The 6,856-nt window shown below is 70.3% G+C and carries 4 protein-coding genes; 2 read left to right on the plus strand and 2 right to left on the minus strand.

Annotated features, from left to right (window positions below; genetic code table 11):
* The first annotated feature begins 60 nt into the window (after positions 1 to 60).
* Positions 61 to 1,251: a hypothetical protein gene (locus QZ994_RS17745; RefSeq protein ID WP_290874812.1), complete on the plus strand. Its 1,191-nt coding sequence runs from the start codon at positions 61 to 63 to the stop codon at positions 1,249 to 1,251.
* A gap of 13 nt (positions 1,252 to 1,264) precedes the next feature.
* Here the strand turns inward: QZ994_RS17745 and QZ994_RS17750 are convergent, their stop codons facing one another.
* A complete protein-coding gene (locus tag QZ994_RS17750; RefSeq protein ID WP_290874815.1) occupies positions 1,265 to 1,789 on the minus strand; it encodes a TlpA disulfide reductase family protein in 525 nt (174 codons plus the stop codon).
* 40 nt (positions 1,790 to 1,829) lie between these two features.
* On the opposite strand from QZ994_RS17750, the gene QZ994_RS17755 reads away from it, so the two are divergent.
* Complete coding sequence (locus QZ994_RS17755; RefSeq protein ID WP_290874819.1) at positions 1,830 to 2,570, plus strand: DUF4197 family protein; 741 nt, start codon at positions 1,830 to 1,832, stop codon at positions 2,568 to 2,570.
* Here QZ994_RS17755 and QZ994_RS17760 read toward each other — a convergent pair.
* Positions 2,545 to 6,771 carry a YhdP family protein gene (locus tag QZ994_RS17760; protein ID WP_290874821.1) on the minus strand — a complete coding sequence of 1,409 codons (4,227 nt, stop codon included), beginning with the start codon at positions 6,769 to 6,771 and terminating at the stop codon, positions 2,545 to 2,547. The two genes, QZ994_RS17755 and QZ994_RS17760, sit on opposite strands and share 26 nt — an antisense overlap.
* Positions 6,772 to 6,856 lie beyond the last annotated feature (85 nt).

Below are 6,856 nucleotides of genomic sequence, written 5' to 3' on the forward strand. Positions count from 1 at the left end.
TGGACAAGCCGGGCCGCGACCCCAAAACTCCCGCCAATTCGAATAAGAGCCTCTTCCCTCATGAGCCAGCCCCCCTCGCCTCCTTCACTGCCGACCGCCCACCTGCTGGCGGATCTGGGCGGAGAGGCGGCCGAGGCGCCCACGCCCCCCGCCAGCGATGCCGCCGTCGAACAGGCCCTGACACGCTGGCACGAGTTGCTGGGGCAGTTGGGCCGCGAGCTGGCCGAGCCCCTGACCGCCGCCCTGGAGCGTGTCACCACCCTCACCACCACCGGCCGCATCGACCGGACCGGCCTGCGTGCGCTGCGCGACGAGGTCGACCGCGCCCGACAGGCCGGCATCTGGGCACAGCAGATCGCGCGCCTGGCCTCAGGCCGCATCCGCCAGAGTCACGAACGCGTGCACCTGACCCACACCGTGCAAAGCGTGCTGGCCTACCGCGCCCGCGAACTGCACGGGCGTGGCATCCAGCTCACGCAGTCGCTGCAGCCCATCGAGGTCCAGCTGGACGCGTCCATGCTGTTCAGCCTGCTCAACGCCCTGGTCGACTGGTGGCTGGACGCGGCACAGGGCATGGTGGAGTTGCGCATCGACACCCGCGACTGGCCGGCGCATGCCCGCCTGCATTGCCGCTTCCAGCACCACCCGCCTGACCAGTCGGCGCCGCCCAGCGCCGAAGCCCTTCAGGCTCGCCTCGGCACCATGCACTGGCACCTGCTGGACCAGACCGCGCGCAGCCTCGGTCTGGTCTTCGACCGGCAGATCGACCCCAGCCACGCGCAACTGACGCTGGAGTTCCCGCAAACCGTGCAGGCGCTGGTGGCCCAGGTCGAGGCGGAAGAGCCCGACCATGGCTTCACCGATTCGGTCAACTCCAAGCCGCTGGCGGGCAGCCACGTGCTGGTGGTGGCCAGCCGCCGCGACCTGCGGGTGCAGATGCGCGAGGCCACCCGCTCGATGGGCCTGGTCGTGGATTTCGTGGGCTCGGTGAGCGAGGCTGCGGAGTTCTGCCGCGAGGGCCTGCCGCATGCCATCGTCTTCGAAGGGGCGCTGCGCGACCTCGCCTTCGAGCAGCTGGCTGCCGGCATCCGCCAGGAGGTGCCGGAGTTCGTGTTCATCGAGCTGCTCGATGGCGGGCAGAGTTTCGAGATCTCCACCATCAGTCCCACCGGCATGGCCCGGGTCGGGCGCGATGCCATCGCCAGCGCCCTGCCCTCGGCCCTGGTCTACGAGCTCTCCAGGGTGATGTGAGGTCTGAAGCCGCTCAGGCGGCGGGCTCGGCCAGGAGCTTTTCGATCAGGCTGTGCAGGCCCTTGAAATCGGGCTCGCCCACATAACGCTTGACCACCTCACCGCGCTTGTTCAACACCAGGGTCGTGGGCGTGAGCTGCACCGGGCCAAAGGCCGAGGCCAGCTGGCCACCGTGGTCCATGGCCACGCGAAAGGGCAACTGCCGGGTCTGGGCAAACTGCATCACGTAAGCGGGTGGGTCATACTCCATGGCCACCGCCAGGGTTTCCAGGCCTTGCGCCTTGAAGCGCTGGTGGGTGGCCACCAGTGCCGGCATCTCGCGCACGCAGGTGCTGCAGCTCGTGGCCCAGAAGTTGATGAGCGTGACCTTGCCCTTGAGTTCACTGGTGCGATGGGTGGAGCCGTCCAGCTGGGTGAAAGGCTGGTCGGGCAAGGTCGGCTGGCTGTCGCCAAAGCAGGCCGTCAGGCCCCACGACAAGGCCACCGTGGCCAGAACGGAGACGGCACGACGGCGCGGCACACAAGGCAAGCTGGACATGGATCTGCACCACAGACAGGAAAGAAGGACGGACAGGAGCATGGACCGACGCAGTGTATTGTCTTTGTGGGTCCGCCGCACGGCTGGGGCGGGTCTCGCCCTGGGACTGCCGAACCTGGCCTGGCCCCAGGCCTTCAGCCTGACCGAGGCCCGAGGCGCCCTGCGGGCCGCACTGAGCCAGGCCGCCGCGGTGGCGGTGGCGCAACTGGGGCGTCCAGAGGGCTTCTTGTCCAACGACAAGGTGCGACTGGGCCTGCCGGATGCGCTGGAAAAAGCGTCTCCCGTGCTGCGCACCATCGGCCAGGGCGACAAGCTGGAGGCGTTCACCAACGCCTTGAACGTCGCGGCAGCCGAGCTGGCCGCGGCGGCGGGCCCCGCGTTGAACCAGGCGATTGCTCGGGCCGCGCTGCCCGAGCCGCTCAAGCTGCTGCAGGGCCACCAGCATGCGCTGACCGTGGCCTTCTCCGAGGGCCAGCGGGCCGCGCTGACCGACACGCTGCGCCCGGTGGCCCAGGCTGTGGTCGACCGCAGCGACCTGGGCAGCCTCCATGCCGAACTCAACGACAAGGCCAAATCAACATCAACATCAACATCAACATCAACATCAACATCAACATCGGCATCGGACAGCACCGCGGCCCCGGTCCGCGTGCAGGCCCACCTGCTGCAGAAAACGCTGGACGGGCTGTTTTTCGTGATGGGCGAAGAAGAGCGCCGCCTGCGCAACGCTCCCGCCAAATCGGGCTCACCCCTGATCAGGAAGGTTTTCGGGGCTTTGTGAGGGTGCTGGCCGCGCTGGCGGCCGCTTCGGCAGCCGACGCCGCCTCGGGGTTGAAGGGGATGCGCTCCACCAGCGGGTCGGCCCAGGGGCCGGTGACACGGAAGGTGCGCGACCCCACCTCGGCCACCTGCTTGCGCAGCAGCACCTGGGCGATGAAGGTGCTCAGGCCCACCACCGGGTTGATGGCGGCATAGGCCAGGGAGGCGCTGGCCGCGTTCACCTCGGGCACCACGAAGACCTGCAGGTTCTGCGTTTCGCGGGCAAGGTCGGCCTGCCCTTCCATCAGCACCACCGCCTGCACCCCGCGCATGCGCAGGTTGCGGGTCTGGGCCAGCCCCTGGCGGATGCGCACGTCGCCATCGATGCGGTCAAAGGCGAAGCCTTCCTGGAAGACGTCCCGGAAGTCCAGCACCAGGCGGCGCGGCAGGGCCTGCAGGCTGAGCACGCCGAGCAGCTTGGCCATGCCGGGCTCCACCTTGAGGAACTGGCCTTCGTTGATCAGGACATGGATGTCGCCCGACATGCTGACGGGGTCCGGCTCCAGCAGCGTGCCGGCCCAGCTCACCTCGCCGGCCAGCTGGCCTTTGCCGCCCTTGAGCGTTTGCGGCAGCCCCATGCGCGTGAGCAGCTGACCGCTGTTGGTCAGGTCGAGGGTGAAATTGAAACTCGCCCGGGGTTTGCGGCTGCCGGGGGTGGCCGACCAGTCGCCGGTCGCCATGAACTGCGCATCGGGGTTCTGGATGCGGAAGCGGTTCAGGCGCCACTCGGGCAACACGAGGCCGCCAGGGTGCGTCTGCGAGCGGCTGACCGCGTCGATCTCCAGGCGCCCCAGGGCACGGCCGCGCCACTCGAACTGGTCAATGACCACGTCCAGGGCCGGCACGGTGTCGGAGGTGGGCGCATGGCCCAGCATCTGGGCCGTGGCCTGCTCGGCCATGGCCTGGGCTTCGGCGGCGGGCACGAGCAGCCTCGACAGCCGGGCCACCAGCTTGCTGGCGCGTGGCCCGGCCTGGGGGGAGCCGTCCGGCAGCCATTCGAGCACGCCCGCCATCTGGGGCGACTGGATCTGCGCCCGCCATGCGCCCGCCTGAGAATGGGTCAGCATGGCGTCCACCTCCCTGAGGGTGCGGGACTGGCCCGTGAGCGAGGCCGCCTTCAGCTGGATCACATCGGGCACGAAGGCCGCCAGCTCCGAGCCCAGGCTCGCGCCGGCACCGGTCGCGCGCCCCAGGCCATGGCCTTGGGCCACGGCCCGCCAGGCATCGGTGTCCAGCGCATCGACCTGCGCCGACACCGTCAGCCCCTTTGCGGGCAGGGGCAAGGCCCCCGCTGGCGCACCGATGCCCGCCTGCACCAGGCTGAGGCTGCCGCGGCTCAGGCGGGCCTGGGCGCCGCTCAGGTCGCGACGCAGGTCGAGCTTGAGCCAGGGACTGCCACCGGCCACAGGCTGGGGCGCGCCCACCTCGACCTGGATGGCGTCCGTTGTGGCCTGGGCGTCATCGGCCCGGTGCCCGACCTTGAGCGACCAGATGGCCTGGGCCGGCTTGTTCAGCGGCGCAGGCAACTGCACTGCCAGGCCCTGCAGGCTCGAGGTGATCTGCACCTCCGGGTGACCGTGCCCCGGCTCATCGGCCTCACGGGGGATCAGGACCTGGACCGTCACCGGCGCCTCGCCCACGGCATGCTGCCCGAGGTAGGGCAAGACCGGGATCTCCACCGCCTGGCGCAGGCCCTCGGCCGAGACCGTGCCATGGGCCGTGAAACGGGTGCCCTGCTCGCTGTCGCGGTGCCCATCGATGGCGAACACCTGCCCCCAGACACGGCTGCGGGCCTGCACCGACAGGCGCGACTCGGTGAAACCGATGTGCCCGCGCAGCTCGGTGAACTCGGGCAGGGACGGCAGCAGGCGCAGGCTGGCACCGTCGTGCTCGGTGAGGTTCACCTGGCCTTGCAGGGTGGTGGCCTCGGCATGGTTGAGCGGGATGTCCAGGGCCAGCTGCATGGCGGCCTTGCCCCTGGCCTGGGCCTGGCTGAGCGCGCCGCCCGTCCAGCCCCCCACCGGCGAGGCCGAGAGGAAGCCGAGCATGTCGGACAGCAGTCCCTCGCCCTGGCCTTTGATGCGCAGACGCGGATCGTGGGCGCCAAGGTCGTCGATGCGGCCCTCGACGTGGTGCAGGTTGAAGCCGCCGGTGCCGACCCCGCCCAGCCGCCCATGCCCCCCCTTGATCAGCATGCGCTGGCCCTCGAAGGCCAGTTCGCCATCGAGTGAGGTGAAAACGGGCCAGCTGCCAGCCTCCAGTTCGGCGGGCACGTAGTCCAGCTTGAGCTGGCGCACGGGCACGTTCACGCGGAAGCGCCCGCCCTGGTCGTCCTTGAAGGGGAAGGCTTCCAGCGGGCCTTTGGCCTCGAAGGTGGCCTTGTCTCCCCGGCCCTCGCGCAGGGCATGACGCACGTAATCCCGCGCATCCTTGGGGATGACCTCGGGCAGGTATCGCCAGACGCGATCCGCCCTGGCGCTGCCGAGCTGGCCCTTGAGGTCCAGCCATCCGGGGAAGCGGGCCTGGCCCTCGCCGGTGTGCCAGCGGGCCTCCAGCTCGCCGGCGGCATCCTCGTTGGCGAAGCTGGCCTGGCTGACGTTCACGCTGAAGCGCGATGGCGCGCCTGCGCTGGCGCCGGGCTGAACCGCCCAGTCCACCTGGGCCTGCAGGCGCGACATGGGCACGCGAGGCTCCTCGAACACACCGGGAAACGCCAGCCAGCCATCGGTCACGGTCAGCTGGGCGCGGCCACTGCGCTCGTCGGCCTTGACCTGGACGTCGGCCTGGGCCAGGCCCGGGCGGCCATCCTGGGCCGAGGGGGCCCAGCCCAGGCCCTTGATCCGGCCTTCGGCCTGGTAACGGCGAGGCGCATCGACGGGGCCTTCCCAGCGCCAGCTCAGGGGGGCCACCACGCCCTCGGGCGCCAGGCTGGCCAGATGGGCCCTCAAGGTCGGCGTGAGCGGCAGGCGATCGGCCAGCCGAGCCAACAAGGCCAGGTCCAGGCGGTCGGCCTGGGCTTCTCCACCCAGGCTGAGCGGCCAGGCAGCGTCCTGCAAAGGGCCACGCCAGGGAGCATGGCGCCAAAGCAGGCGACCGCTGCTGGCAGGCCAGACCAGGCCCTCGTCCAGCTCATAGGCCAGCCCTTCGTAATGGAGGGTGGTCTCGCGGGGCGCGTGGTCGAGCGACACCACGCCGTCCAGGCGCTTGAAGGCCAGGGGCAAAAGGCCTGGCGCCAGGCGCATGCGCAGGTCCCGCACGGCCGCTTGCAGACGCACGCCGACCGCCTCGCCCTTGGCGATGCGCAGGCTGGCCTGCAGGGCACCGTGGCCGGCCTCCACATCAAGCGGCAGGCGCACATGCTGGCGCAGACGCTGCACATCGACGTGGGGCAAAGAGGCCTCCAGCGTACCGCTCCAGCCCGACCAATCGGCCGCGCGGGTCGTGCGCAGCCCCAGACGCTCCCACCACACCACCGATTCGCCCTCGCGCACCACGTGGCCTCCGGCCGTCCACAAGGGCTGCTTGAAGTCACCTTTCAGAGAGAAGCGCCCGCCGAATGCCGCAGGCGGCGTGGCCGCGATGCGCAGGCCGTGCGAACGCCGCCCCAGGCCCCAGCCATTGCGCACACTCAGGTCGAGCTGCTGCAGCGCCAGGGTGGGCGCACCCATGGCTTCGTCGGTCCAGCGCACGGTGCCTTGCTGGATGTCGATGCGGGACTGGGTGAAGGCCCAATCGGCCAGTGTCGTGTCCTGTTTGCCGGGCGTGCTGGCCCCGATCTGCAGGCCTGCGACGTGGAGCGTCCCATCGCGGTCGCGGCGCACATCCAGCTCCGGGGACACCAGGGTGATCTGCGCCAGCACCAGTTCGCGCTGCCACAGCGCCATGGGCGACAGGGTGCGCAGCGACACCCGCGCCGAGACCTCCGGAAGGCGCAAGGCCGTGCGCCCTTGGGCGTCGAGCAAACGCACATCGCGCAGCGAGAGCACCGGCCAGATCCCCTGAGCATGCCCGAGGATCTGCCCAATCTGCACGCGCACCCCCAATGCCCTTGTGGCTTGTTCAGCCAGCTCCGGGCGCCATTGGTCGACACGAGGCAGAATCTGCCACAGCAAGGCGGCCCAAGCCAGGGCCGCCACCAGGAGGACCGAGCCCATGGCCAGCATCAGCCCCCGCACACAGACCCAGCTCAGGCGCCCGATGCGCCGGGGGTGCCAGGCCGCCAGCCCGGCCGGGGCACTGGGCGGGGTG

This window comes from Aquabacterium sp. (assembly GCF_021768455.1).
GTDB lineage: Bacteria > Pseudomonadota > Gammaproteobacteria > Burkholderiales > Burkholderiaceae_C > Aquabacterium.

Excerpts from the sequence above, each read along its gene's own strand:
- QZ994_RS17745 (WP_290874812.1), top strand. The coding sequence starts at position 61 with ATGAGCCAGCCCCCCTCGCCTCCTTCACTGCCGACCGCCCACCTGCTG.
- QZ994_RS17750 (WP_290874815.1), bottom strand. The coding sequence starts at position 1,789 with ATGTCCAGCTTGCCTTGTGTGCCGCGCCGTCGTGCCGTCTCCGTTCTG.
- QZ994_RS17755 (WP_290874819.1), top strand. The coding sequence starts at position 1,830 with ATGGACCGACGCAGTGTATTGTCTTTGTGGGTCCGCCGCACGGCTGGG.
- QZ994_RS17760 (WP_290874821.1), bottom strand. The coding sequence starts at position 6,771 with ATGCTGGCCATGGGCTCGGTCCTCCTGGTGGCGGCCCTGGCTTGGGCC.